The organism is Methylophilus luteus, assembly GCF_042676265.1.
GTDB classification, from domain to species: domain Bacteria; phylum Pseudomonadota; class Gammaproteobacteria; order Burkholderiales; family Methylophilaceae; genus Methylophilus; species Methylophilus luteus.
Genome location: NZ_JBHTKB010000002.1, coordinates 80573 through 106504 on the forward strand (window position 1 = coordinate 80573; position 25932 = coordinate 106504).

General features: G+C 40.0%; 28 protein-coding genes. 18 read left to right on the forward strand and 10 right to left on the reverse strand.

Going from position 1 to position 25932, the window contains the following annotated elements; translation table 11 throughout:
• Nucleotides 1–35: 35 nt before the first annotated feature.
• From ACFQ1Z_RS09920 to ACFQ1Z_RS09950, 7 genes are all read left to right on the forward strand, one after another.
• Nucleotides 36–515 carry a hypothetical protein gene (locus tag ACFQ1Z_RS09920; protein WP_379057324.1) on the forward strand — a complete coding sequence of 160 codons (480 nt, stop codon included), beginning with the start codon at nucleotides 36–38 and terminating at the stop codon, nucleotides 513–515.
• Nucleotides 512–979 carry a hypothetical protein gene (locus ACFQ1Z_RS09925; RefSeq protein WP_379057326.1) on the forward strand — a complete coding sequence of 156 codons (468 nt, stop codon included), beginning with the start codon at nucleotides 512–514 and terminating at the stop codon, nucleotides 977–979. Before ACFQ1Z_RS09920 ends, ACFQ1Z_RS09925 begins: the two co-directional genes overlap by 4 nt.
• Before the next feature lie 22 nt (nucleotides 980–1001).
• Entirely contained in the window at nucleotides 1002–1742 is a 741-nt protein-coding gene (locus ACFQ1Z_RS09930) for an N-6 DNA methylase (protein ID WP_379057327.1), read from the forward strand.
• A complete protein-coding gene (locus ACFQ1Z_RS09935) occupies nucleotides 1729–2274 on the forward strand; it encodes a hypothetical protein (RefSeq protein WP_379057328.1) in 546 nt (181 codons plus the stop codon). The genes ACFQ1Z_RS09930 and ACFQ1Z_RS09935 overlap by 14 nt, the downstream gene beginning before the upstream one ends.
• Before the next feature lie 131 nt (nucleotides 2275–2405).
• Nucleotides 2406–2849 carry a hypothetical protein gene (locus tag ACFQ1Z_RS09940; RefSeq protein WP_379057329.1) on the forward strand — a complete coding sequence of 148 codons (444 nt, stop codon included), beginning with the start codon at nucleotides 2406–2408 and terminating at the stop codon, nucleotides 2847–2849.
• A 265-nt stretch (nucleotides 2850–3114) separates the two neighbouring features.
• On the forward strand, nucleotides 3115–4401 hold the full coding sequence (locus tag ACFQ1Z_RS09945) for a hypothetical protein (protein ID WP_379057331.1): 1287 nt from the start codon (nucleotides 3115–3117) through the stop codon (nucleotides 4399–4401).
• 17 nt (nucleotides 4402–4418) lie between these two features.
• Nucleotides 4419–5402, forward strand: coding sequence for a hypothetical protein (locus tag ACFQ1Z_RS09950; protein ID WP_379057333.1), 984 nt, complete (start codon nucleotides 4419–4421; stop codon nucleotides 5400–5402).
• Between the two features lie 155 nt (nucleotides 5403–5557).
• On the opposite strand, the gene ACFQ1Z_RS09955 is transcribed toward ACFQ1Z_RS09950, so the two are convergent.
• Both ACFQ1Z_RS09955 and ACFQ1Z_RS09960 read right to left on the reverse strand, forming a co-directional pair.
• On the reverse strand, nucleotides 5558–6307 hold the full coding sequence (locus ACFQ1Z_RS09955) for a PEP-CTERM sorting domain-containing protein (RefSeq protein ID WP_379057335.1): 750 nt from the start codon (nucleotides 6305–6307) through the stop codon (nucleotides 5558–5560).
• 16 nt (nucleotides 6308–6323) lie between these two features.
• Complete coding sequence (locus tag ACFQ1Z_RS09960) at nucleotides 6324–7022, reverse strand: PEP-CTERM sorting domain-containing protein (protein WP_379057336.1); 699 nt, start codon at nucleotides 7020–7022, stop codon at nucleotides 6324–6326.
• 147 nt (nucleotides 7023–7169) lie between these two features.
• Here ACFQ1Z_RS09960 and ACFQ1Z_RS09965 point away from each other — a divergent pair, with 147 nt between their 5' ends.
• The 7 genes from ACFQ1Z_RS09965 (at nucleotide 7170) to ACFQ1Z_RS09995 (ending at nucleotide 10988) form a co-directional block, all read left to right on the forward strand.
• On the forward strand, nucleotides 7170–7463 hold the full coding sequence (locus tag ACFQ1Z_RS09965) for a helix-turn-helix domain-containing protein (protein ID WP_379057337.1): 294 nt from the start codon (nucleotides 7170–7172) through the stop codon (nucleotides 7461–7463).
• Between the two features lie 13 nt (nucleotides 7464–7476).
• The gene (locus ACFQ1Z_RS09970; RefSeq protein WP_379057339.1) at nucleotides 7477–8151 is read left to right on the forward strand and encodes an SOS response-associated peptidase family protein; all 675 of its coding nucleotides are present in this window, start codon (nucleotides 7477–7479) and stop codon (nucleotides 8149–8151) included.
• A gap of 30 nt (nucleotides 8152–8181) precedes the next feature.
• Complete coding sequence (locus tag ACFQ1Z_RS09975) at nucleotides 8182–8973, forward strand: exodeoxyribonuclease III (RefSeq protein WP_379057341.1); 792 nt, start codon at nucleotides 8182–8184, stop codon at nucleotides 8971–8973.
• Between the two features lie 104 nt (nucleotides 8974–9077).
• Nucleotides 9078–9452 carry a DUF6232 family protein gene (locus ACFQ1Z_RS09980; RefSeq protein WP_379057343.1) on the forward strand — a complete coding sequence of 125 codons (375 nt, stop codon included), beginning with the start codon at nucleotides 9078–9080 and terminating at the stop codon, nucleotides 9450–9452.
• A gap of 251 nt (nucleotides 9453–9703) precedes the next feature.
• Nucleotides 9704–10132, forward strand: a complete 429-nt coding sequence (locus tag ACFQ1Z_RS09985; protein WP_379057345.1) for a DUF6232 family protein — start codon at nucleotides 9704–9706, stop codon at nucleotides 10130–10132.
• Between the two features lie 91 nt (nucleotides 10133–10223).
• Nucleotides 10224–10547 (forward strand): hypothetical protein, encoded by a 324-nt coding sequence (locus tag ACFQ1Z_RS09990; RefSeq protein ID WP_379057346.1) that lies wholly within the window; start codon nucleotides 10224–10226, stop codon nucleotides 10545–10547.
• Between the two features lie 228 nt (nucleotides 10548–10775).
• Nucleotides 10776–10988: a hypothetical protein gene (locus tag ACFQ1Z_RS09995; RefSeq protein ID WP_379057348.1), complete on the forward strand. Its 213-nt coding sequence runs from the start codon at nucleotides 10776–10778 to the stop codon at nucleotides 10986–10988.
• Nucleotides 10989–11018: 30 nt separating this feature from the next.
• On the opposite strand, the gene ACFQ1Z_RS10000 is transcribed toward ACFQ1Z_RS09995, so the two are convergent.
• Entirely contained in the window at nucleotides 11019–11288 is a 270-nt protein-coding gene (locus ACFQ1Z_RS10000; protein WP_379057350.1) for a hypothetical protein, read from the reverse strand.
• A gap of 232 nt (nucleotides 11289–11520) precedes the next feature.
• Here ACFQ1Z_RS10000 and ACFQ1Z_RS10005 point away from each other — a divergent pair, with 232 nt between their 5' ends.
• Complete coding sequence (locus ACFQ1Z_RS10005) at nucleotides 11521–12414, forward strand: SDR family oxidoreductase (protein ID WP_379057352.1); 894 nt, start codon at nucleotides 11521–11523, stop codon at nucleotides 12412–12414.
• 8 nt (nucleotides 12415–12422) lie between these two features.
• On the opposite strand, the gene ACFQ1Z_RS10010 is transcribed toward ACFQ1Z_RS10005, so the two are convergent.
• Nucleotides 12423–12947, reverse strand: coding sequence for a CBS domain-containing protein (locus ACFQ1Z_RS10010; protein ID WP_379057354.1), 525 nt, complete (start codon nucleotides 12945–12947; stop codon nucleotides 12423–12425).
• A 328-nt stretch (nucleotides 12948–13275) separates the two neighbouring features.
• Complete coding sequence (locus ACFQ1Z_RS10015; RefSeq protein WP_379057356.1) at nucleotides 13276–14439, reverse strand: zinc-dependent alcohol dehydrogenase; 1164 nt, start codon at nucleotides 14437–14439, stop codon at nucleotides 13276–13278.
• A gap of 300 nt (nucleotides 14440–14739) precedes the next feature.
• Here ACFQ1Z_RS10015 and ACFQ1Z_RS10020 point away from each other — a divergent pair, with 300 nt between their 5' ends.
• Both ACFQ1Z_RS10020 and ACFQ1Z_RS10025 read left to right on the forward strand, forming a co-directional pair.
• Nucleotides 14740–15210 (forward strand): DUF4142 domain-containing protein, encoded by a 471-nt coding sequence (locus ACFQ1Z_RS10020; RefSeq protein ID WP_379057357.1) that lies wholly within the window; start codon nucleotides 14740–14742, stop codon nucleotides 15208–15210.
• A 423-nt stretch (nucleotides 15211–15633) separates the two neighbouring features.
• On the forward strand, nucleotides 15634–16776 hold the full coding sequence (locus ACFQ1Z_RS10025; RefSeq protein ID WP_379057359.1) for an MFS transporter: 1143 nt from the start codon (nucleotides 15634–15636) through the stop codon (nucleotides 16774–16776).
• A gap of 617 nt (nucleotides 16777–17393) precedes the next feature.
• On the opposite strand, the gene ACFQ1Z_RS10030 is transcribed toward ACFQ1Z_RS10025, so the two are convergent.
• Complete coding sequence (locus ACFQ1Z_RS10030; RefSeq protein WP_379057361.1) at nucleotides 17394–17978, reverse strand: SLOG domain-containing protein; 585 nt, start codon at nucleotides 17976–17978, stop codon at nucleotides 17394–17396.
• 258 nt (nucleotides 17979–18236) lie between these two features.
• Nucleotides 18237–20213 carry a PAS domain-containing hybrid sensor histidine kinase/response regulator gene (locus ACFQ1Z_RS10035; protein WP_379057363.1) on the reverse strand — a complete coding sequence of 659 codons (1977 nt, stop codon included), beginning with the start codon at nucleotides 20211–20213 and terminating at the stop codon, nucleotides 18237–18239.
• Nucleotides 20214–20685: 472 nt separating this feature from the next.
• On the opposite strand from ACFQ1Z_RS10035, the gene ACFQ1Z_RS10040 reads away from it, so the two are divergent.
• Complete coding sequence (locus tag ACFQ1Z_RS10040; protein ID WP_379057365.1) at nucleotides 20686–22623, forward strand: hybrid sensor histidine kinase/response regulator; 1938 nt, start codon at nucleotides 20686–20688, stop codon at nucleotides 22621–22623.
• A 666-nt stretch (nucleotides 22624–23289) separates the two neighbouring features.
• Here ACFQ1Z_RS10040 and ACFQ1Z_RS10045 read toward each other — a convergent pair.
• From ACFQ1Z_RS10045 to ACFQ1Z_RS10055, 3 genes are all read right to left on the reverse strand, one after another.
• The gene (locus ACFQ1Z_RS10045; protein WP_379057366.1) at nucleotides 23290–23922 is read right to left on the reverse strand and encodes a response regulator; all 633 of its coding nucleotides are present in this window, start codon (nucleotides 23920–23922) and stop codon (nucleotides 23290–23292) included.
• 176 nt (nucleotides 23923–24098) lie between these two features.
• Nucleotides 24099–25409: a Y-family DNA polymerase gene (locus ACFQ1Z_RS10050; protein ID WP_379057368.1), complete on the reverse strand. Its 1311-nt coding sequence runs from the start codon at nucleotides 25407–25409 to the stop codon at nucleotides 24099–24101.
• Nucleotides 25387–25839, reverse strand: coding sequence for a LexA family protein (locus ACFQ1Z_RS10055; protein ID WP_379057370.1), 453 nt, complete (start codon nucleotides 25837–25839; stop codon nucleotides 25387–25389). Before ACFQ1Z_RS10055 ends, ACFQ1Z_RS10050 begins: the two co-directional genes overlap by 23 nt.
• Between the last annotated feature and the right edge of the window lie 93 nt (nucleotides 25840–25932).

Genomic DNA, 25932 nt, shown 5'->3' on the forward strand with positions numbered 1-25932 from the left:
TTGCGGAAATCAAAAGTATTCGTTACAGTATACTGGTGCGTTATGACGAGGAAAATATGTTTTATACGGATGAAGAGAGACTTTGCCTAAGTTTTATACCTGGCAAGCTCAATTTCAGAGCTGTTAGATTGAACTCGGATACTCCGATATTTATCGCTATGGTCAAAAGAGAGTTTGTAAATTCGGAGGGGATTTCGATGCCCAATCTTGTCATGGCTTCAGACACTTCAAGTCTTGCTGAGATTTGTGACGAGTTGCCAATTCGAAAGATTTATGGGGTGATGCCTAGACGGTTAACTAAACAAAATGACACGGTAGCCATTGAGATAAAGCAAGTATTAGCTGCCAATTATCCATCCAGAAAACCAAGGGGTGTTGTATTTCAATATTTGTTAGCAAATGGTGAATCTATCTTTGATGGGTATACACGGGCACCAAAGTTGATTGAGAAATTGAAATTCGAAAGCTTTATTAGCCTCTGCAAATCGAGCGTTAAGGAAAAGAAAAAACCATGAGCAAAGAAACAACCCCTGGGGATTTGAAATCGCAACTTGCAGCAATATTTTGTGAAAAATTGGACGACATCATCAAGATCAATCGTGATCAATTGACGTTCGAATACGTTGATATCAGTCAAACGCAGGAGCTCATGTTGGAGTTGCAGGCAGTAAACATCAAACATGAGTTACACGATGCTTTTCTTTATAAGCGGAAAATTACTGTTCCTACAGCTGAGGGAGAGCATATTTGTTTAGTTGGGTTTATTTACGATGGTGTCCGAGAGGTCCCTTGGCACACATCCACAGTTGTTGGAGTAGATATGCAAAATAAGGTCATCAAAACTAAGTCAGGATCTTACTACCGTGTGAAAAATTTCGTGGAGGGCGAAGGACATGTCAATTTGCTGATGCATATCTGTGCGGTAGCGCATCAGAACGGCTGGGGTGAGCATTTTGGGATCAGTCCCATTTTCTATTAATTGAACATAAGGATATTTCTAGATGCCTGAATTCCAAGATCAATTCACTCAAGTCACACGCCAATTTAATCACTTAACACCTGGTGCAATTCTGAATGATTTCGTGCAATTAATGTGTGTACTGCTCTCATCCCCATTTTTTCACAACAATCTGTTTAAGCAGGCTATCAGTGGGTCGATTTACTCAGATTCACGATTTGGAAAATCATTAAATGAGCAAGGTCAGGAACATCCAGCAGACTATGCAGAAATGATGAATGAGTTGACTCGAACATATCTGACTGAGGTATTCAGTTCCGAACCCTTTGCAGATATTTTAGGTGCTGTATACGAGCAGCATTCAATCAATATTCGAAAAGGACAGTTCTTTACTCCATCAAGCTTAGCGACGTTGCTTGCAGAGATGCATATTGATGATGCAAACCAACATTTCCAAGGAGAAACGTCCTTATCTATCAATGACAGTTCATGTGGTGCAGGTGCTTTGCTATTAGCTAAATTGCGCAAATTTCATGATGCCGGTGGTGCTAAGGCTATTGGAAGTGTCGAGGTATATGCAAACGATATTGATCTGAATTTATGCAGAATTACGACGGTGCAGATACTAATTTCCAGTGCCCTGAAGAAGTTACCACTTCGAAGATTTCAAATTTCGAATTACGACATATTGAAAGATTTATTCAATGAAGAGTGTGGTAACAAGGTTGTATATGACTGGCAGTACCAAGGCCAACAAACTGAGGCCATGAATGAAAATGCCTAACACAAGATTGTATCTGGACACAGAGTTCACGAAACTAGGACCGATTCATTCTGAAGCTAAATTGATCAGTATTGGTTTAATCACTGAAGACGGTGAAAGCACGTTTTATTCAGAACTAACAGATGGCTACGATTTTGAGGATTGCAGTGTATTCGTCAAAGAGACTGTGCTCCCGTTATTAGATGCGCCAGTGCTACCTGAGGTCATTGATTACCAGGTAATCTACGCTCGCATGACGACTGAGCAAACTAGAACATTACTAAAAGTGTGGCTGGAGCAATTTAGCTCGTATGTAGTCATGTGTTCAGACGCAATAGCTCATGATGGCCATTTCATTGATACTTTATTCGCTGGCTATCCTTGGCCCAAAAATCTGGAGACAAAGCTAGATACTTGCGTGCCCACGAACAATCTAAGAAGAGTGCATAAATTCTTTCAGAACACCGAAGATATATTTCTGAAAGGAGAGTATCGAAGACATCACGCTCTAGATGATGCAAAAGTGATGAGATTAGCTGCGTTAGGAGCATAGAGATGAAACTTCATGTACTAACCTATCGGCATCTTAAGTTTGCGCAAGAGTTGTTTAATATCCTCAGAGTTATGTACTGGGCCGAATTGTGAACGTCTATTTTGAGTCTGATTAGTATTAGAAATTTAAATGTGAATGTAGATAATTATGTGAAAGATGCTCCTTCAAGTCTTGATGGTATCGTTAGGCAGCATAGAAATGAATTAAGACTATCTACGGCGTCAGAATTGGATTTGGCACAAATCAGTAAAACTTTTCTGATTTCGAATCTCAGAGGAATACTCAGGTCTGGATTTATCTACAAATGGGAGTTTCTACTTGTGGGAGTAGCAAACTTATATATTGTTGGACATCGTGTTGGAGCTCCAGATACGCAGGGATTACATTCATCCCGCATCATCGCTTACGATCCAGAAATCAATGTCGTGTTGACGCAATCTGGATCGCATTACATTCTTGAGGAGTTCATTGATCCAGATAGTGACCGTTGGCTTTTGCTCCACATCTGTAACTGGATGCATGGTGAATATGCAGGAAAGTATTATGGAGTGCCTAAAGTTAAAATCTTCCAGTAAATTGCAGTTGTTTAAAAGGCCGACTTAATGTCGGCTTTTTAAACAAACTTCCGCTAAGTTTCAACAAAAGTACAAGAATAAGTTAAGTCATAGAATAAATGACATAAATGCCTAAAATTATAAATAGTTCTCATTTATGTCTATAAAAAATTAACATTTTTTCATTTTGATTTATTTATTTGCTATTTTATAACCATAAGAAAGATAAGGTTAATTTGGGTATAACAATATAAGAATCAAGTTAAAAATCACAAAGGGAGAGGATATGAAATATCTATTGAATGTGAGTTTGGTTCCTAAAAGGCTATATGTACTTTCCCTTTTGACGATTGCTTTGGGTTTAATTCCCATTCACTCTTGGGCATTCAAAATTAGTCCTTGTATGCGTGTTTTGAAGCTAGTAGATGGAATACCTACTCAAGACAAAGTACGTGATATAAATTTCTGTGGATGGCTAAAAGAGGATTATAAATCGGCAGTTCATGAACATATGGTGCTGAGTTCAATATTGTTGTATGCAGGCCGAGGAGGGTTGAATATCAATAAGAGGGGGTGGAAATATCCTTATCTTGATAAAGAAGAATGGGCAGTTCGCTACGTTGAATCGAATCCATGGGGAATGCAACCGAGCTACCATCTAACTAAAGCGATCATATATGGTGTTTGGTGGAACGATGATCCATTAATGACCATGCTCTATCAAGGCAAGGATTTTCTGTCAGGTGTTAACAAATTCAAAAATATTTTAGAGCCTGGCCAAGCTCGTTATCCTACTTCCCAATTGGGAGTATTTATTGATGCAAAAGATCACTTAGGGCATGAATCCCATTTTGGAACCCTACAGCATTTACATTTTATGAGTGATATCAAAGATTCGAAGATTACTGCGAATGAACGTATAAAATTCACAACCGATAAAGCGCTAAATTGGATTAGGTTTGCATACGATGTTGCAACAAAAGTTCATCATCCAGACGACCCTCTAACAGATAAAATGGATATTGGATTCTCCCTAAAATCAATTGGGTTGAATGTTGGTGCTGATCCCAAAAATCTAAAGGTTAAATCTTTATTTACTCCAACATCCATGGACCCGGATCAACGGCTTAAGATTACTCATGATGTAGCGCTTGGAAGCATGTTTCATGTTATTGAAGACTCTTGGTCATCTTCTCATACATGCCGCGTTGAACGCTCTTTAGGGTCAAAAAAAATCGCGGTATTGAAGGATGTGTATAACTATGACATTCAATCCAAAGATAAAAAAAATGGAGGTGAACCCATGCATAACCTTCAAGATCGCTATCCGACATGGCTCGTTAATAATGTTGCGCAAAAAAATTATCAACCTTATGAAAATGGGCCAGTGGAAGTAAGTGCATGGCTTTTATCCGCAGTCGATCAAAGATTGCCGTGGAATGATGTGGAAACGCATCTTAGAAATACCATTTTCGCAAAGATTGATGATCCCTCTCAAAAGGATGGAGATTGTTTATTCAAACGTCCCAAAGAGTGCGTTTTTGACCCACTTACTTCATCATGCTCGAAATAAAGATTAGGAAAATCAGAATGATAAAAAAACCATCCTTTTTACTATCTCTTTTTTTAGCAACATGTGTGACGGGTTGCGCTCAACTGCAAAAGCATTGGTATCGAGATTACCTCCCCCCACAATTACTTCCAGAGCAGTCTACCAGCAACAATTACATTAAGCCTGCAGATCCTATCATTCCTCAACCTCCTTCTAAAACAGTTACGCAAACTGAGAAACCTGCTGAAACAACCAGTAGTAATGTGACGAATATGAGTGAGCTAAGGAGGGTTTTGAATTTTAAAAAGACGCTTCACGAAGAAAAGATAATAACCGAATTATGTGCTTCAAATGATCGATGCAGTAAAGAAGAAAGAAATGCTGTAGCAGCTGGATTGATGGTTGTATCTGACAATATTTGCAATGAACACGTTAAAACTATCTTCGGCAATGATGCTGCATTCAACCTTGGATTTGGAACAGCAACTAATTTATTTGCAGGTGCTGCAACTGTTGCGGCATCAACAGGTGCAAAAACATTATTTTCTGCGTTGGCATTATTTTCAAATGCAGAAAGATCATTGGTTAATGAAACCGTGTACAAAACCATGATATCTACAGCTATCACCGCAAAAATCAGAGAAAGTAGAAAAGGCCTTAGAACTACAATAATAAATAATCTTGATACTAAAGATAATGATGAATATGTTTTTGATCGAGCAATACAAGATGTGATCGAATATCACAATAGTTGCTCCTTCATAAATGGACTTGAGCTTGCATTAAAAGAAGGTACGCAGAACAATTCTGCAAATAAAAGACTTACTCTGAATCAAACTCTAAGGTCAGTATCTCTAGATTATGACACTCGTAAGGCGCAGTTTATTAGCAGGAATAAAGACAAAAGCGAATCTGAAATTGAGGCGATGTTGGAAGCAGATGAATACGCTAAAGGATTAAAAAATCGAATAATCTCATTGCAAAATGCGTTGAAAACACTAGAGTCAACTGATGCTAATTGATATTCGAATACCTGCTTTGGATGAGCTGAGCTTGTTAGGAAGATATCACTAGCAACTTTGAGATACATAGTTAAACTAACTTACAGAAGGTTGGGGGATTCCTATATTAGGATTCCCCCAATCTAGCTTCAAAGCAAAAACGATTTTGGCATAAATTAGCTACAACCTGTCTTGGCTTTGTGTCGTCTGACAATGGCTGCAATAAATCCTAACCCGGCTAGTAACATACTGTAGGTTTCCGCTTCAGGAACTGGTGTGGCAAATTGTAGATATAAAGCCCACCCGCCATCGTTCGGGAACAAGTTGGCCGTATCGTACTCGCCATCGAGCCATTGATTAAATGACCCACCTATGGCAAAAAGACCAGATGCAGACTTTATAGAGCTCAAACCAACTTGGTTAAATGAAATTTCATATGGGATATGTATCTCAGAATTGTACGGCAACTTCATACTTCCAAAGTTTGCACCTGACTGCAAATCCTCAAAAATGTCGGTTCTATCTTGTTGTGGAGCGGTCAATTCCGAAACGCTTGTCGAGACATCATAAATACTCCAAACAAACCCATCAATTGGGGTATATGAAGTACCAGCAGATAGACTCAATGTTGCTTTAGACACGTTGTTCAGATCAATACCAGCCGAAGTGATAGCACTCAAATCAAAAACATAATATATGTTCATGTTTTCAGTAATGAAATTTGCATCGGGAACATGGTCACCTTTCCTGCCGGAAAGACCGTCCCAATTATAGAAGTAACCACCCATGTTTGTGGCCGTCATTCCCACATAAGTAACGCCAGATTGATCATCAGTATCAATAAGGACTTTGGCAGCATTGGCAGTACCAATTGCCGAAAGTGTAAGTGTTGCTGCTAAAAGCAGACGTTTAAATGACATTCTCATTATTTTTCCCTTTTTATTATTTATTTCGGCGACGTATGATCAGACTCACAACGCCCAACCCAGCCAATAACATCGCGTAGCTATCTGCTTCGGGTACAGCAGTTACTGACTCTGAAAAAGTTAAGCGAAGACCATAGGTGAATGGTGCGCCTGGGTTTTCATTGTCACCAAACATGAATGCGACTCCGCTCGTTTGCGATGTTAGTGCTCCACCGAATGCAAATAGACCAGTTGCTGCTTTTGCTGCATCGATACCGCTCTGATTGAACGTCATTACAAAATTGTCGTAGCGACCAGGATTGTTGAGTTCAATGTTTGCAAACCTTGCTCCGGTGCCTAGATCATTGAAAACTGAATATTGGCCTGTTCCACTCGTACGAAGATCATTGATATTCGTCGTTACGTCATACAGAGAATATGCAAGATGACTTTCCGGGCTTAAATTCCAGACGTTATTTGCATACAACTCAGCTGAAACCAAGTTGGTCATGTTCAGCCCGTTGAAATCAAATACAAAGAAATTACGTGATACGTTAGCTGAATCCTGCTGAATATAAATTGAAGTTTCGGAAGAGATGTGACCTGCGTTTACAGAGCTATAGGTTCCACTGTCCAATGATTGAAGATCTACAGTAGTGCTTGCTGCTTGAGCACTCGCTTCAAAAGAAAATGCAGTAACAAGTACTACTCCCAAATTTTTAAAAATGCCGCTCATCTCTACCTCTCAGTTATTGTTAGATATCTCAACGCAATATGTACGCCAAGGAGTACATTATAAACGTTTTGTAAAAAATGTACGCTATAGCGTATAGTCCGAAAGGGTAGTCGCTGGCTTCATTAGTCCTCTAAAGAGGACAGGAAAATGGACTTCAACAAAGCGTTGGGTAAAGCAATAAGCGGACTAAGGAAAAGCAAGAACATAACTCAAGAATCCATCAGCGGATTTGCAAGTAGGTCTTATTTATCAGAAGTTGAAAACGGTAAGAAAGAAGTATCAGTAGTAAAAATTAACGAATATGCGGCTTCAATCGAGGTGCACCCATTAACAATATTGACGCAGGCCTATTTGAATTTGAATCCAGCCATTGATATAGATAATTTGCAATCACTTATAAAAAGCGAATTGTCATTCGATACTGGGTTGAAAAAACTTTGAATCTAGAAAACCAATGTGCAGTAACTACGAACCCATAAAACATACTCAATCAAACTGGGTTAGAAATAATCTTGGATGCGACTTACCGGAAAGTGAATGGAAAGAGCACGTCTTCAAATACTATCTAGCCCCATTCGTCTTCTTTGAGGATGGCGTCACCAGATGTGAGTTAGGCCACTTCGGGCTGATTCCGCGATGGACCGATCCAGAAGAGCGATCTGCATTCGCGCAAAAGACTCATAACGCCCGTACAGAGACAGTTGAAATTCGAAAGTCCTATCGGTCGCCCTGGAAACAAAGAAGATTCGGTTTAGTGCTTGCTGACAACTTTTACGAGCCACTGTATGACATATCGGGTAAACGATCCAAGCCCACACCCATATACCGATCTGATCGAGAACCTACAGCGATAGCATCAATTTATGAAAGCTTCACTGATGAGGCCACAGGGGAAATCATTCGCTCATTTTCAATGCTTACTGTTAATGCGGATAAGCATCCATTGATGAGTCATTTCCATAAGCCCAATGAAGAGAAACGGTCAGTGGTGGTTATAGAGGATCGTGATTTACATAATTGGCTTAATGCCACTCATGAGGAAGCCAGAGTCCTCCTAAAATTAAGCCCAAATGGCTATTTAGATGCAGACCTTACTGAGCCAAATAGTAATCAGCTATCCATCTTTTAGACCATGTACTTAAATTAGGTGGATAACCACATGAAGATTGCCACTTACAACATCAACGGGATCAACAATCGTATTGAGAGATTATTGGAGTGGTTAACCGAAACAGAGCCTGATGCAGTGTGCCTGCAGGAACTTAAGTCGGAAACAAACAAGTTTCCTATCAAGGCTATTGAAAAAGCGGGATATGGTGCATTGTGGCAAGGTCAAAAAGCTTGGAATGGTGTCGCTATACTTAGTAAAGATAGTGTGCCACTTTTGATACGCCGCAGCTTACCTGGAGACCTAGCTGATAAACAAGCAAGGTATATCGAGGCAGCGATTAATGGATTGATTTTGGCCAGCATATACGTGCCAAACGGGAATCCTCAGCCAGGGCCTAAATTTGATTACAAACTAGCATGGTTTGAACGGTTAAATGCCCATGCCAAAGAGCTATTAGAAACCGGTTTGCCAGTGGCTCTCGCTGGCGACTATAACGTTGTTCCAACCTCTATCGATATATACAAAACCACTTCATGGGACGACAATGCTCTTTTACAGCCGGAAAGTCGTAGAGCATTCTCAGATTTAGTAAAGCAAGGCTGGACAGATGCATTAAGGAAAAGTCATCCTAATGAAAGTATTTATACTTATTGGGACTACAAACGAAACCGTTGGTCTCGCAATGCCGGCTTAAGAATAGACCATTTGTTATTGAGCCCAGTTCTGGCCGCAGGTCTTAAAGATGCAAATGTAGATAAGGATTATAGAGGCAGGGGTGGTGCTAGTGACCATGCGCCTACTTGGGTGGAATTTGATTGGGAGCCTTCGATTACGATTTAAATCTTTGATGAGCCCATAGAGTTGTATGAAATAATCCTTCATAGAATCATTTTTTCAAGCTGTACCAGCAAGTCTTATTATTCAATTGCAATAAGGCGTAAACGATGGATGACAATCTAATTTACAGCTATAAAGAAGTTAGCATTAGTAAGTACCACTTGATTGCTAACGGGAAAAAATATTCTTTAGATAGTATTCTTTGGGTAGATCAACGAATGCTAAAACCAAATCGTTGGCTGGCAAGATTGTTGATGTTTAGTGGCTTGCCATTATTATTTGGCCATGCCAAATTACCGCTACTAGGTTCAGTATTAATGATGTTGGGATTATTACATTGGCGATCTGCTCCCATTCCCTATTCAGTTGTAATAGGGACAACCTCAGGAGAACATCAAGTTCTAATTAGTGTGGATTCTCAACATGTACATAATTTGGTCAGTGCTTTAAATGTTGCTCAGCAATTGAGTAAAATTACCTAAGTGATTAGCTTCAATTCAAATAGATGTGTATCGAAACATCTAAAGTAAGCCAAGCAATCAACTCGGATTTAATCATGACTGGATTAAGCAACCACTTAGATTAATTTGCTTTATCATCCTTAGCCCACTACAAAATACTTATCAATTGCAATCTAGAGGAGTACTATTTCAGGTTCCAGGATTACTTACTCACCATGTAAATATTCCGCTGATCATGTTAACCCTACTCAAAAGGTAACAAGGGCTATGATATGAATACAATTCTGTATTTTCAACAAAATGGGATAACAGTCAATTCTCAACAGCTAATTGTGAGTGGCAAGTCCTATCCCATAGACACGATTCAATCTAAAAGATTTACCGCAACCAACACTTGGCGTGGTTTCTCAGTATTCGCTGTAGTATTGGGATCTCTGCTTATGTTTGATGAAGGTCGTCTATTTGTAATAGGTGGCGTCCTTTTCTTTGTAGGCATGCTTACTTTGCTTAATGCAAAGGCGTCTTACTTTCTTTGGATATCAACGCATCAGGGGGAATCATCTGTTCTAAAAACAAATGACAAGCTTCTGCTATATAAGGTAATTGAAGCTTTAGATGCTGCATTAACTGAAAATAGCAGTGATTCGCTGAATTACAAGCCTACAATTGATCATGAATTAAAATCGTCCTTCAATAATTAGCCTGTGGTGTAAACACACTCCAAGTTTATATATCAAATGCAGTTGACTGGATTAGATGCTGGAGAGCACCGCAGACATAGCGTTAACAATCATGACCCTAAAACCGAAAACTATTGCAGATGTTGAAAATACCTATGACTTTCTGTTAGGTGTTGTTTCTCTTGCTAAGGCTGGAGATACACATGAAATTGAAAATGGGGCTTTCGATTATTCGCGAATGATATTGAAGGCAGCGGAACAGCCTTTGAGAGCTCTGAATATGTTTGATGTAACGATGTCCACAATCAATGAAGCTGAAAGGTTCATTGATGTAGAAGACTATAAAGGTGCGTACAACGTATTACAAAGTGGAAGCTGTAAACTAATGGAAAAATCTGGAACCGCCGAAAAAATACGCCAACCATTTGATAGTTAAGTTTTTCGTTTACTTAATAATAAATAATATCTTACAGTTAAACCAGAATTTGACTGATTAATCCGATAAAGGAGTTTTTTTACTATCAAAAATCGTTAATAAGTCGTGCTCAATCACCTTGTTTGAACTCAAGTTGTTAACTAAGGGCGTCTATATCTAGGAGCCCTCTCTTGAAACCTTTATTCCTTTCTTTTAGTTTACATTATTTTCAATATATGGAATATTTAGATGGAAAATATTGAATTGGTTTTCACTGCTTTGGTACTCAATCTAGCTAAAGATATCCAGTTGAGAGAGACTAGACCTGACGTAGAGCCGCTTGCTTTAGGCTTATATATAGAACGCGCAGTGAAAGAATTAAGAGCCTGGCAACCATTCGTAGTAACTGCTGTGCAAAATCTTCCAGAGCAAGAATTTTATGAAGAGTTACCTCCTCAATAATACAAATACGCTCATAACTTAATCATTGAATTAAAATTTCGCCGGTAACTGCACAGTTTCTAAATCTGATTTTCTAATTACATCTTCCATATGTGTTGATGAAGTGACTACAATAAATTTTTGATCAGTATTCGCTGGCTTCAAATTAGGGTCATAGTGAACATTTTTCGCAAATACCCCAGTTAATATCACTACACTTAAAGAAATCAAAAACATTGAAAGAAAGATTAAAAATAAGGCGCTTAAAGACCATAGGAGACGTGTAAGTAAATATTTGAATTTCATATTTGATTTATACATTTCTAAATCCTTAGACATTTCATAAAGAAATGCTATTCACTACTTGAACTCCTATCTAGAGGCTATTACTGAAGCTATTGTAAGAATCTTTAAACGATATAAATCAAAGCAGAATGAATATTAAGTTTTAGATATTCTTAATTTTCCGACAAAGTTATCAGTCAGTTTCTTCTTTTTCTAATGGACATGCTTTCTTAAAATCGAATTTTGCATTAATGATAGGAGAGTTAGTATGGAATTAGACGTCATAAATGATTCTAGAGACCATCGTGATTTAGATCCCTCAGCACAACATCAAAATATACAGCCTGGTTTAGAAACTGAGATGAATCCCAGACCGCAATACATTGATCCAAGTTATAAATCTGCGTTGAAGCTGGAAGGCAAAGTCGCTTTAATAACCGGAGGGGACAGCGGCATTGGTAGAGCTGTAGCTGTACATTTCGGAGCAGAAGGTGCCAATGTTGTTATCAATTATCTTAGCGATGAAGAGGATGAAGACGCTCAGAAAACGCTTTCTCTTATTGAGTCATATGGCGGGAAAGCGATCTCAGTACAAGGTGATGTTAGTGATGAAACATTTTGCCAATCTTTGATTGAGAAAACAGTGGGTACATTTGGAAAGCTGGATATTGTAGTAAACAATGCCGCTCAGCAATATCCGCAAGACTCGATTGAAGATATAGGACAAAGGCAATTGGAACATACATTCCGAACTAATTTATTCTCCATGTTCTATATTGTCAAAGAGGCACTAAAATATCTTCCACTAGGTGGGAGAATAATTAACACTGCATCAGTGACAGCTTATAAAGGCAATGAAGGTCTGCTTGACTACTCTTCAACCAAAGGAGCGGTAGTCTCTTTCACAAGGTCATTGGCTCATCAATTAGCTGAACGAGGCATACTCGTTAACGCAGTTGCTCCAGGTCCAATCTGGACGCCCTTGATACCAGCCAGCTTCCCTGCGGATAAGGTTGAAGGTTTTGGAACAGAAACTTTGCTTAAGCGTCCAGGGCAGCCGAGTGAGGTAGCGCCAGCCTATGTATTCCTCGCATCAAATGACTCTTCATACATTACCGGGCAAATTATTCATCCTAATGGTGGAACGATCGTAAACGGCTAATTGGAAATTCAATATGGAGTCGAGTGAACATTTTTCGCTCGACTTTTAATTTGTCTAAATTCCAAGGAAGTTTCTAGGTTTTTTATTTTCCTAGACACTTTCAAAACTTTTTTTAAGTCGACCTCAATGTTGCTATCTTTATTAGTTAATTCTGGGTTAGTACCCTTGATACTTAACATTATGTCCTCTAGGGTAATAATGCCGGCTAATTCATTGTCTCTGTTCACTACCATAAGACTGCACAGCTGGTTCTCATTCATCAAACTCAAGGCGTAGTATATTGTTTGATCTTCAAATAAAAATTTAGAGTCTGGAGTCATCAAATCTTCAATAGTGAACTCATCAAGTGCAAGACCAAATTCCACTACTTTCGAGACAATATCTCGAATGGTTATTGTCCCAATAAATCGCTTATTTAAACAGATAGGCATGCAATCGAAGTCGTTCCTTTCCATAATTTGTGCTGCACGTCTGAGGGATTGTTCAGGTGATGCACTAATGACTTTGGATGTCATGACTTTGCTGATTAACATTTCAAACTCCCTTTGAAAGGCCGGTAATGACAAATCGTGATGATTTCAAAGCTGGGACATAATTGCGGTGGTTCCCACAGGAACCACCGCTATGTCGATAGTCAATGAGGGAACAGAATATTGTTTCCACACATTGATAACGACAGTTCAAGATTAACCGGATTTCACTTGAAAATGCATCAGCTCAAGCTTCAATGATTGTAGGAATAGTCGGACTAGTTGCAACCGAATACATTGGGAATCTATTACTCAATTCAATCCCGAACTTATGCTTTTAATACCACTAGTTAAATCTAAAATGAGTTAGCAATCAATACACAATTGACCCTTAAGGAGTGAGCACTACTTTGCGACAATCCTCCTCTTTATTATTGAAAATTTCATATCCTTTTGCAGCATCTTCCAGTGACATGCGATGAGTAATGATATCCGCTGGGCTCAGCCTGCCTTCTTCAATGAAGTTCAGCAATTCAGGTAAATAGGTATGTACATGAGTTTGACCCATCTTAAATGTTTGCCCTTTATCAAATGCATCTCCGATTAAAAAACCATGTATAAAACCAGAATAAACACCTGGAATGCTGATTATCCCTCCACGACGTGTAGCAGCGATGCTTTGACGTAAAACCTCGCCACTACTTGTTTCAAGCTTCAAAGTGGTCAAAGTTGTTTCAACCGTGCTTCCCTTTGCTTCGAAACCTACTGCGTCTATTGAGGCATCTACTCCCCTGAAATTAGTTTTTTCTAGAATGATCTCTGCAGGATCATCAATCTCGTCAAAATTAATGCCTATGGTGCCGTACACCTTAGCTGCAAAATCTAATCGATATTGATGATGGTCAATCATGAAAATTGTCTCGGCACCTAACATCCGCGCACAAGCGGCTGCCATGAGGCCAACTGGACCAGCACCGAAGATAGCGATTTTTGAGCCTGGCTTTACATCTGCATTTAGAACCGCCTGATAGCCAGTTGGAAGTATGTCTGTCAGAAATAACACCTGTTCGTCAGCTAAAGAGCCCGGTATTTTGAAGGGGCCAACGTTTCCTTTAGGGACTCTCACTAATTCGGCCTGCCCCCCAGGGACGCCACCGTACATATGACTGTAGCCGAATAAAGCAGCTGGTGGTCTCGCACTCTTTTTGTTCAATGAACCGCCTCGATCAGGATTAGTTGCTTCACATGCGGAATATAAACTTTGTTCGCAAAAATAACAGTTTCCGCAAGCAATTACGAAAGGAATAACGACGCGGTCTCCTCTTTTTACATTTGAGACTTCTGGACCTATATCTTCCACAATTCCCATGAACTCGTGCCCAAGAATATCCCCATCTTCAACCATAGGGATTTTTCCACGATATAAATGAAGGTCAGATCCGCAAATTGCAGTTGCGGTCACTCTTAAAATAACATCGTCTGGCTGCAGAATAATTGGATCTGGAACAGATTCGACTCGAACATCTTTACTACCATGATAGGTCAGGGCACGCATAACAAAATCCTTCCGAGCTTCTTAAAGTTATTGGGGAAAACAAATAATAAGGTGGTGAGTCGAATTAGATTGTCAGTAATTGCCTGAAGGTAGTGTAAGAATTTGAATTTAAACCACTTGAGCAGTTTTGCTGCGTATACTTAGGTCTCTTTGCCAGAGCTTACCGACAACATAATCGGATAAATCCCTATATTTCTTTCACGACGTCAACTCTAAATTCAGATCTTTACTAAAAGGAGATCAGAGATGAAACACATAAATCGATTGGTAGTTTGCACTGCAATTTTGGGAGCTTTCTGCATGAACACTGCATGGGCTGATGATGTGTCAATTTCAGACAAACGTTTTTTGAAGAATGCAGCTAAAGCTGGGGCATTTGAGGTAGAAGGCAGTAAGCTCGCTTTGAAAAAATCTAAAGATGCCGACATTCTCAAGTTTGCAAAAATGATGACTGAAGATCATAGCCAGGCAGAGCAAAAGCTTAAAGATTTAGCCACCAAACGAAAAGTTGAGCTGCCGAAAGAACCAGGCCTGATTCAGCAAGCCAAACTTAAGTATCTAGAAACAAGAGATGGTGTGAAATTCGATAAAAGTTATTCTACTCATATTGGTGTTGCAGCACATGAGCAGGCAGTAGAGTTGTTCGAAGATGCTGCAGAGGATGCTGAAGACAAGGATATCAAGAAGTTTGCTGCAGACACTTTGCCAGTTCTGAAAAAACATCTTGAAGATGCTAAAAGGATTGATGCACGTGTTAACAAAGATGATTAGTTAACTTTAATTTTTGATGTACAACCATTAAATTATCAATCCAATTTTCAAGACACTTTCCGACATTCATTTGAATGTCGGAAATGGCAACTTGATTGATAGTTTTGGTTTAATTTGAAATGATGCCTTACACATTTTCAATGCATATATTTTTCAATGCAACGCGTCTTGAATTGTTGGAAATTATGGATTAATATCAATTTACAATCTCCGATCAAGATTGTTCAGAGCTTCCTCCCTTTGTTCTGAACTTCATAGCCGCTATGTGCGGCTTTTTTCTTAGCCGTTAAGCATGCAATCATGGCGCCTGTCGCTGACCCAGTTCAAATTTGATTAAAAAATTGGGCATTTCAAATACTGGATAGTCATCATTGCTCGCAATAATGTATCTCTGCGTATCCAATCACCTACTTGGAGCAAAAGTTGTTACCGATCTATTTGTTATCTACAGCAGGATTCACAATTCTTACTACTGAATTTTTAATAGTTGGCCTCCTTCCTTCAATCGCACGGGACTTGAATGTCAGTATTTCTACGATGGGGTTACTTGTGACCTTGTTTGCATTTACGGTTGCTGCATTTGGTCCATTTCTAACTTCATTTTTTTCCAAATACGAACGGAAAATGTTATTTGTTGTGATACTCACAATGTTCGGCTTTGCAAATACACTTGCCGCAATTGCTCCAAACTTTGGGGTAATGGCATTCGCTCGTGTCATTCCCGCGGTCGCGTTACCCGTATATTGGGCATTGGCAAGTGAGAGTTCAGTAAATTTAACCGGATCAAAAAAAGCTGGAAATGCGTTATCGATACTGACGTTTGGTATCGTTTGCGCAACGATATTCGGGATACCTATTGGGGCACTTCTTTCGGATGCATTCGGGTGGAGAGTTGCTTTTGGAATCTTGGCAGCATTAGCTTTTTCAAAAGCTATCATGCTGCAGATGTATATGCCTATCATGAAGATAACTTCTAAAAAAATTCCATTCCTGGAACAATTATCCTACCTTCGTGACCCTCTGGTTCTGGGACATGTAGTTTTGTCCATCCTCATCTTTACGGCTATGTTTACCACCTATACATACCTTGCTGATATGTTAGAACGATTGGCTGGATTTGATGGCAGTTTAGTTGGTTGGACACTGATGGCATTTGGGGGAATAGGATTAATAGGAAACTGGTTGGGGGGGAAGGCTGTAGATTGGAATCCCCTCTGGGCCTCTCTGCTTTTCAGCATACTGCTTTGCCTAGGCATGCTATTCGTTGTCCCCAGTTTTGATGTGCTGTGGGGAATGCCAATTACTTTAGGTATATGGGGTATCGCTCAAGCAGCACAATTTGTTGTCAATCATGCAAGACTTATGAAAGCAGTACCTCAGGCGCCAGCTTTTGCTGCTTCACTCAACATCTCCGGGGCCAATTTAGGAATTGGTGTAGGAGCAATTATTGGTGGTAAAGTCATTGATAACTTCGGAATTGAAAACTTGGGTTTCACAGGCGCATTCATTATTGGCTGTTCAATATTATTTACCTTAGGCCTTATTCGCATTGATAAAAGAATCTAATAATAAGAGTCAATGCAACCGCTTCCGATTAGAAGATTGCTAGAGCTGAAAAAAAAGGATGTGCGTAAGCACATCCTTGAAACACCCTTCGAGAGATCTCAGGGTGTGATCATGAATCACAACCTAATCTCAATACTAAGCTCACATGCTGTAAATTGTTATAGGTAACAGACTGATCAATAGGTCAGATTTTCGTATTTGAATAGTGAGTTAAAATATGGATATGGATTGGGAACATCAGAGGCGCGACTTGGGTTAGGAATTCAGACTACATAGGTTTCACAACTGTTTATTTATAATACCTCTGTGCTTATCAAATCAGTCCACTCATCGCCAGAATAATAACTACTGCAAGCAATAGGCCCAGAATACTAATGTTGAAAAACCCCTTTTCCGAATTATTTGAGGCAACAAAGAGGGAAAGAAACGTCACAATGATCAGCATTCCAAGTAAAACAGTTCCTAGCATATTTTTCCCAGGTTATTAGATTTTAGATATCCAAAAAATCTTGGAGTTATTTAGAGTCTAAATTTTGAAACCTTGGAATCGCTTTGAACATTCTGAATATTCGGATTAGTTAGTAGGTGAATTCCGACTGCAATATTTGCTAGTAATATTAAATTTGCTCCTCAGAAATTCGGAAAAGATAATTTCGAAACATTAATTCGAAGTCTGTATCAAGTAAACCTTCTGCCGTGGCATAGCCATGATCCAACGCTAGATTAAGTGCCCCTCCACCTGGTGATATCACACTCATCACTTCAGTGTTTGGATGAAAGTATTTGAATATTTGATGCTCAGTTTCCACAGCCTCCATACCACCAATAAAGACTGCTCCGACAAGATCTTTTCTTGAAAGCATTTGCCTTCTCATTTTTAATAAACTTTCATTGTGATTGCCAGGATTCCCATTAGTAATAATGACATTATTGAAATTACGATTTTCTTCTGGATAGCTACCGTCGAAAAAACTGCTTTGATATAGCACTATCGAGTTGGCAGGATCAATTCCTAAATCTTCAAAAATACTTAAAATAATGCGAGTTAATGCAGGGTCGCCACCAAAAACAATCTGATATTTTGGAGTAAATGTAAGCACGAATTCGCGAACAGCGTTTAAGATTAGCTGAGCATCTGCTTTTACATAATAAGTGCCACGGTTGTTGAATGGCACACTGGCTGATAAGAAAATTGACTTCAAATTAACTTCGTACAACCCAAATATGAACGATTACAATTTAGCTTAAATGGGTTGATATTTTTAATCAGAAATCTTCTGGTAATAATGTCAGATTAAATATATTCACTATTTTGCATGTGCATAGAGTTGGTAAAGTGGCACCGACAATCTGTCCATTGGAGTGACGCAATCACCGGTATGGACTTAAGCATATTAATTTGAATAGATTTGGTCGTCTTTACCAGGCGGGAATCCATATTTGGGCTTTAGTTGCGATCATTAACGATTATCAAATCTTGCAAGTATCTCCGATAAAGTTCGTGTGTCGACTGGTTTGACCAAATGGTAATCAAAACCTGCTGCGAGCGTATTCTCTCGATCACTAGCACTTCCATATCCTGTGATGGCAACTAGTAGTGCAGAAGCGGTTTGGGGAATCGCCCGCAAATGTTGAGCCAACACATTACCATCCATTTCAGGTAAGCCAATGTCAAGTAGGCATACCTGTGGGGCTTCGGCTTTGGCACGCTCTAGTGCTTTGTGAGATTCACTTTCAATCATTACCTCATGCCCCTCTGCCTCCAACAACATGCCCAACACGGAAGCAACATCGGCATTATCGTCCACAACGAGTATTCTCAGAGGAGCATTGGTTTTTTGTAGTAGATCGTTAAATGTTTGCTCTTCTATATGTCTTTCCTCGACTTGTTGAAGCGGTAGGCGAACGGTGAAAAGGCTTCCTTTACCCAGTCCAGCGCTCTCACAAGTTACTGTTCCATGGTGCAGTTCTACCAAGCTTTTGACTAGCGCAAGCCCCAATCCTAATCCGCCCGAAGAGCGATCGGATGTGCGTTCAGCCTGAGCGAATAAATCGAAAGCACGATCAACTAACTCCGGAGTCATGCCAATGCCGCTATCAGCAATTTGTATGTGCACATGCCCATCTATAACTTCAGTTTTAAGTTTAATATCCCCACCTTCGGGAGTGTACTTTGCTGCATTGTTAAGAAGATTTGCAATGACTTGAACGAGTCGGTTTTTATCACCTTGAACAAAGGGTGCTTTGGGCGTCATCTTTAACCCAAGTAGATGACTGCGCGCTCGAATTAACGGTGTCACTTGCTCAATCGCATCTGCTATTACCTGGCTGATATCTAAGACAGTATTTTCTAATTCGACTAAACCACGGGTTACCCGCGACACATCTAGTAAGTCATCGACTAAACTTGTCATATGTTTGACTTGGCGATTAATAATCTGGCTCGTTCGTCTGACTTGAGCTTCATCCAGTTTAGCTTTTTGCAATAACTGGGCTGCGGCACTGATCGGTGCAAGCGGATTACGAAGTTCATGCGCTAACATCGCTAGAAATTCATCTTTTCTGCGATCAGATTCCCGCAGTTGCTCTTCGCTTTTTCGCAAGGCTTCCTCGTTAGCCTTCCGCTGAGTGATATCTATCGCAGTACCAATCACACGGACGCATTGATTTTCCTCATTAAAAATTCCCCTTCCCCTGGCTGCTACCCATCGGATGATTTGATCTTCTTGGCCAATAGTTCGGTACTCCACATCATATTGGGTACGCATATTGGGATCAGTGGCATTTGAATAAGCAGTCACCGTATGTTCACGGTCATCTGGATGAAGGCCATCATAATAATCTTTCATGGTCACAGGTTTGTCGGGAGATATACCAAACATGGCTTTGACTCTTGCGGGCCAAAAAAGATGATCGTTTACAACGTCAACATCCCATAGACCAACCTCAGCAGAATCTAGAGCTAACCGCAGTTGCTCTTCTTTTTCGGCCAAGCTGATTTCACTTTGTTTGCGTTCTGTTTGGTCTATGCCGTGAACTAGAATGCCTGTGATCTTTCCTTCAGCATCTCGTAGGGCAATGTATACAAAATCTAAAAATCTCTTCTCTAGTCCTTTACCAACGGAACGTTGTAATAGAACCGACATATCAGTACCGTTGAATGTTTTTCCAGAATGATAAACAGAATCCAGTAGTTCGAAGAAACCTTGTCCCTCTAGTTCAGGCAAGGCCTCCCTCACAGTTAGTCCTTCAACTTTACGATGGCCAATTAATTGTAGATAACGGTCATTTACGAGCTCAAACCTATGATCTTGGCCACGTAGAACGCACATGAAGGCCGGCGCCTGTTTAAATATTTCTGACATGGTATCGTTTGAAGAACTATCCGCTTCCAGAAGTCTATTTTTTCCAAGTACATTCTCATGCTCATTCATCATTTGAAGAAATCTCCAGTGCCAAACTTTTGTTTCAAAACAATCGTCACAGGGCAATTATATTTCGGCATATAAGTAGTTCCATGTTGCACCGTAGTATACAAACTTTGAATCACCTCTCAAAAAGCATTTACTGAATAACACTTATTAACCTAAAGATTCGGTATCAAAAATATTAGTTTGTGCTATAGGAAGTGTCGCACTTCTGAATACATTGCGGGAATTGCAATCGGTAGAAACTCAACTGACAAATTTGCAACATAGTGTAAGGATGAAGAAATTGATACAACTTAAGTATGCATTGGCCAAGGGCTAAGGCATTATGGAAACTCAACCCATCGCGACGGCTTTAAAACATTTATCTGTCATGTTCTAATGCTATCGGCGAAACATCGCTTCCAGTATTACTTTTACAGAAGGCCACATCCTGAAATTCGGTTTTATTGTACAAACAGCCATTTGAAAAGAGATAGTAATGATTCTTAAAGAATTCATGGGGCTTCCAAAGAAAAACCTCGATGCTTTAATCAATTCTGATAAGCGATTCGAAATACTGGTTTCATCCATCCGGGATTATGCAATTTACCTTCTTGATCCAAATGGGAAGATTGTCAGCTGGAACGCTGGTGCACAGCGATTTAAAGGCTATACAGAAAGTGAAATCATTGGTAAACACTTTTCCGCCTTTTTGTCTCAAACAGATCGAGATGCAGGGGTTCCACAATCTATATTAGATCAAGCTGCCATCCATGGCCGATTCGAGGCTGAAGGCTGGCGTATTCGGAAGGATGGTTCAGGGTTCTGGGCAAATATAGTGGTAGAGGCCATTTATAACGATGCACATGAATTAATAGGCTATGCGAAGATCACCCGGGATATCACAGAACGCAAAACATCTCAGGACATGCTCATTGAGAGTGAACGCAAGTTCAGATATTTAGTTGAAGGTGTTACGGATTACGCAATCTATATGATTTCTCCAGAAGGCATCATAACCAATTGGAATTCTGGAGCACAACGCATTAAAGGTTACTCGGCTGAAGAAGTGGTCGGCACTCATTTTTCAAAGTTCATGACATCACAAGATCGCGAAGCTGGCTTGGCAGATCTATCACTGGAGATTGCGAAACGAGATGGACGCTATGAGAATGAAGCATGGCGTGTCCGAAAAGATGGTTCTTTATTTTTAGCTCATGTAGTTATTGACGCAATTCATAACGACGATAAAGACCTTATAGGCTTTGCCAAGATAACAAGGGATATTACTGAGAAAAAAATAGCTGAAGATAATCTCGCAAAAGCAAATTCAGAACTTTTTCAAGCACAGAAAATGGACGCTATTGGCAATCTCACCGGCGGAGTTGCACACGACTTCAACAATTTATTATCTGTCATCTCTAATGGCCTTGAGATACTTAGAGTTTCAAAATTGGATGCTAAGCATCTAAAACTGGTAGAAACAATGAAACGTGCGGTCACCCGTGGGGCGACGCTGACACAACAGTTACTGAGTTTTGCCAGACAACAGCCATTGCAATCAGATCCACATGATGTAAACCAACTAATCAACAGCTTCGAATTAATGTTGATTCGCGCAGTAGGCTCAAACATTAATATTAATTTTGAATTCATCCAAACCCCTCTTCCTGTAATGGTGGACAGCACAAGGTTTGAAGCCAGCTTATTGAATCTAGTGGTAAATGCCCGTGATGCCCTGCCAGACGGAGGAAATATCAGCATCACCACCAGAAAGCGGCTGATAGCAAAAGGCGAATATGAAGACTTAGCAGAAGGCAATTATGTTGAGGTCAATGTGACTGATACCGGGACTGGTATCACTAAGGACAACCTTAAACACGTCACAGAACCTTTTTTTACAACCAAAGAAATTGGCAAAGGATCTGGATTGGGTCTAAGCCAGGTATTTGGATTTATGAAACAATCTGATGGTACTCTTTACATTAAAAGTGAAGTAAATATGGGAACATCAGTCAGTATGCTATTCCCGGCGCTAAACGACGAAACAATTCTGGCCGAGGCAGTGGATGAAACATGCGATGCAGTATTGATTGTTGAGGACGAACCAGACTTGCTTAGTGCAACTTCCGAAATATTCAAACTATTTGGCTATGAAGTATTCGAAGCATCAAGTGGCGAAAAGGCATTGGAGCTCTTGCGACAAGGCGCAAAAGTCAGTTTGGTATTCACGGATATATTAATGCCAGGAATGAATGGGATCGAGTTAGCAAGAAAACTTCGGGAATCTAACCCTGGAATTCAAATCATTCTTGCTTCAGGCTATCCTCTTCCAGCACTTAAAAAAGAACATGGAGATCTTGAAGAGTTTCAATTCTTAAACAAACCGTACGATGTAGCAGACATTGCCAAAGCGATTAGGTCGAAGGATGTTTAAAGTCATGGATTTCAAAAAAGCATCTACTATGCAAGCCGTCAGTGATATTTTGCTAGGGTGCTGGCATTGATCCTCATCACAATCGGATGCAGAAGAACTATGTAATCATAGACTGGAACATTCTTGAATGACTAGTCAGAAATATAGAAGAAAAAAGCATCCCATTAAGAGATGCCTTTACAGGAATGCGATCAATATGCAAATTAGCAATTGCTGAGGCATTAACTCGCCCCGCTAAATAAATAAATTCAGCGGTCCTAGTGGCGAATCAAAATCTAAATGAGTTTATTCATTGTCATTGATTTAGCGCTGTCCTAACTCTGATCTTACGCTTCAAGTGTTTAATAGGTACAAAATCCTGAACCATCTGTTTCGTTGCATCTAACTGCAGCGAATACCGCAAATGCAACAATGGCAATGCAAGTAAAATTTTTCTCATATATGTCCCTTAAAAACTTGTCCGAGATTTGATAGTGCAGACTGCGTTGCAATTTAATACTGCTGGCACATGTTTTTAAATCAGGACAAGTCTTATTAGGATGTAGGAGTTGACTTACTGCGAGCCTTAAACCGTATTGCCGCTGTTATAACTCGACTGATTCCACAATCTTCACCGTTATTAGGCTTACCTTGCTATCAAATTAGAGAGCAGCGGATAATTAGTCTTTAATTTATCAGCCCGTATCTAATTGCGTAATAAGTCAGGTCAGCATTGGATTTCAATGCCATTTTTTCTAAGATGCGGAAGCGGTATGTGCTAATCGTTTTGATACTAAGGGACAATTCCTCTGAAATAGCCGTGGGAGTCTGGCCTACAGCAAGTTTCATAAATACATGAAATTCCCGAGGTGATAGAGTTTCATGTAATTGCTTTTGTGAAGGATGACTTAATTCGTTAGTCATTAATTCAGCTAATTCTGCGGAAATATATTTTCTACCGGCTGAAATCGTGCGGATTGCATTGATAATTTCTTCAGAATCTGAATTCTTTGATAGGTATCCCTTACAACCGTTTCGCATCAAGTTCAAAGCGTACTGGTCTTCGGAATAGCCGCTTAATACCAATACCGGGAGAGTGGGTGAGACTTCTAATAATTCGTTTAATGTTTCAACACCATTTTTACCTGGCATAGAAATATCTAGTACCACAGCATCATATTGATTTTCGCGCACCAATTGTATTGCTTCCGCACCTGAACTTGCTTCACCAGCTACTTGTAAGTCGGCTTCTAGTTCTATTAAATTCCTTAAGCCATTTCGTACGATGCGGTGATCATCCACTATAAGAATTTTTTTCATTGAATATCTCATTATTGTAGTAAATACTGAAAAATATTTTTCCAGTTAAGGATTTGTTTAGTTTTGGAACAATTCAAGGTAACCAGATCCATGCTGACCACCGAGAAATATTACGCTTATAGCTAAAAGCACCAACGGATTATGAGTTCGGCGCTCAAACATCTTGCGGCTAAATCTTATCTTACTTCTAAAAGCTCGCCCCAGTCCCCAGTGTAATTAGGACTTTTGAAGTTGCGCTGCATCGTCCAATCTTTTGTTTCATCTACACCTTCGGAGGCCAGCCAAATGGTGCCTCTAGAGTATTTGTTATTAATCTTGTCCATGACACTCATCAGCGATTCGGATTTCTCATCACGTTCGGTATAACCAAACATATCGGTTTGACGGCCACCTGCCGGCACTGTATCCAGCAACATTACGCCGGCTTTCTGGTAATAAACACCAGGCTGAAAGATTCTCTTAAGTATGGCCTGCGACATCTCATTAATTTTCAGGGTCGAGTTAGTCGGCGCTGGTAAACCTACCGACAAGCTGCTGGAACAAAATACGGCCTGGTCATGTGGGCTATTCATCATGAAAACATAGACGCCGTTGGCATATAAATTCTTCTTCCGCATTCTTTCAGCAGCCATGGACGCATGGTAGCTGATTGCCTCCTTCATTTTATCCATGGTGGACACACGCTCACCAAATGAACGGGAGCTCATGACCTGTTTCGCCTCTGGCAACATGTCTTCCATGTCCAACCAGACTTCGCCATTAAGTTCTTTGACAATACGTTCAACCAACACACCAAAGTGATCACGGATGCGTTTAGGATTTGCTCGCTTCAGCCTTAACACGTCATAGATACCAACTGCATTCAGGCGTTTTTCCATCCTGCTGCCAATACCCCATATTTTGGAAACCGGTAGCTCTTGCATGATGGTATCCAGTTCAGTGTCACTGACACTTGTAAGGTCACATACTCCATTCCAGCGAGGTTGTTTCTTGGCACAATGGTTAGCCAGTTTTGCTAACGTCTTGCTGTAGCCAAAACCAACACAAATTGGTAATCCGATTGAGTTCAGGACATCAAGCTTCATAGTATGACCGTAATCGCTGTAATCGACACTCATACCAGTCATTTCCAGGAAGGTCTCATCAATCGAATATTTCTCAATGCGGGGTGAGTACTTCGATAGGATGGTCGCAAATCGATTACTCATGTTGGCGTACAGCTCATAGTTAGATGAGAATACGACCGTACCTAGCTTCTCGGCAGCCTCTCTGATTTCAAAGAAAGGCTTAGCCATGTAAATTTCCAGGACTTCTTTAGCAAGCTTATTCTGCGCGATGACGCACCCGTCATTATTGGACAGCACGACAACCGGTTTGCCTTTAATGTCCGGACGAAATGCCTCTTCACAGGAGGCATACATGGAGTTGACATCAGCAAGGGCGAATACCCGTCTGAATACTGTGCTAAGTGAAGGAAGTAATAACATGCTGTACCACACCCCAGATCATGAGTTCTTCCCCGTCCTTAAACTCGATAGGTGGATACGCTTTAGCCTTATTTTCTGACAATAGGCGTACGATTTTGAATCGCTTGTATAAGCGCTTCACGACGAATTCACCATCTACAACTGCAATGACGATATTGGAAGACTTGGCCTTTGAACCCAATGCTCTATTCACAATGAGTTTGGCGCCAGGATAAATACCCACATCGATCATAGAGTCGCAATCAGTCGCAACCCTGATAATAAAAGTAGCTGGAGGATCAGTGATGAGTAACTGATTAAGATCCAGCTCCTTCATTTCATAATCTTGAGCAGCGGACGCAAAGCGTGACTGGCCAGCGCGTACCTTACCCTCAAAAAAAGGAATTAATACTACAGATGGATTTTGGCTAACCGGAATGGGATTTTGCATAGCTGTTGAACCTAAATTCCTACCAGTAATTTCGAAGTTGTCCTTTTTATATTTTTTATTGTAACAAAAATAATAATTTTATTGTAACGATAA